The sequence below is a fragment of the Mesorhizobium sp. M7A.F.Ca.CA.003.01.2.1 genome, assembly GCF_003998945.1.
Taxonomy (GTDB): Bacteria; Pseudomonadota; Alphaproteobacteria; order Rhizobiales; family Rhizobiaceae; genus Mesorhizobium; species Mesorhizobium ciceri.
Window position 1 is genome coordinate 1 of sequence record NZ_RZRA01001281.1, and the last position, 1,179, is coordinate 1,179.

1 protein-coding gene is annotated in these 1,179 nt (G+C 66.2%); it reads right to left on the reverse strand.

Features of this window, described 5'->3' with window-relative positions; translation table 11 throughout:
* A partial coding sequence (locus EN969_RS31970; RefSeq protein ID WP_127419782.1) for a Na+/H+ antiporter occupies positions 1 to 1,179 on the reverse strand: 1,179 nt, incomplete at both ends.

Below are 1,179 nucleotides of genomic sequence, written 5' to 3' on the forward strand. Positions count from 1 at the left end.
CTCTCGATGCGCGCGATTGCCGCCTTGGCGGCGCCGACACGCGCCAGCCGCTCCTCGGCGGCGCCGGCATCCTCACCCGGCTCGACCAGCCCCCTGGCGATCGTCGGCAGAGCGAGACTGGCGAAGACCAGCGAACAGATGATGACGCCGGCGGCCAGGAAAATGACCAGATCGCGTGCCGGGAACGGCGAGCCGTCCGGCATGGCGAGCGGCAGCGACAATATGCCGGCCAGCGTGATGGCGCCGCGCACGCCGGCCACCGAACCGGCGAGCCGCACGCGCAACCCGAACGGCTCCACCTTGCGCTTGCCCAGACGTGCGGCGATGCCGGCTGCGAGATCGCCTACCCATATCCACAGGAAGCGCAACGCGATCAGGCACAGCGTCAGCGCCACGACGGTCGCGATCGGCTGGATGATCGGGTGCAGGCTCATGAGTTCCGGCGGCACATGGCGGATGATGTCGGGAAGCTGCAGGCCGAGCACGATGAAGAGAGCACCGTTGAAAACGAAGGAAAGCGTCGTCCACAGCGACATCGTCTGCATGCGGGCCGAGACGCCGAGGAAGCGAAACACGCCGGAGCCGCCGGTGAGCAGGCCGGCGGTAACAGCCGCCAGAATACCGGACGCTCCGACATGCTCGGCGCCGAGATAGGCGATGAAGGGCAGCAGAACCATCACCAGCACCTGCGCTTCGGCCGGCACGCCGCCGATCCGGTTGAGCAATTGCAGCAGCTTGGCGGCAACGAACAGCGCCGCGACGCCGATCAGGATGCCGATCGCCACGGCATAGAGAAAACTGAACGAAGCCGCGGCAAGGGAAAAGCTGCCGGTCAGCACTGCTGCGACGGCGAAGCGGAACATGACGAGGCCTGAAGCGTCGTTGAGCAGCGACTCGCCTTCGAGAATGTGCATCAGCCGCGCCGGGACGACATTCCTGTCGACGATCGAGGACACGGCCACCGCGTCGGTCGGCGACAGCACCGCGGCAAGCGCAAAAGCGACCACCAGAGGGATGCTCGGCACTAGCCAATGCAAGGCGTAGCCGAAGCCGACGATGGTGAAGAAGACCAGCCCTATGGCCAGATCCAGGATCGGTCCGCGCAGCGCCATCAGTTCACGCTTCGGTGCGCCATAGGCATCGCCGAACAGCAGCGGCGGAATGAACACCAGCAGGAAC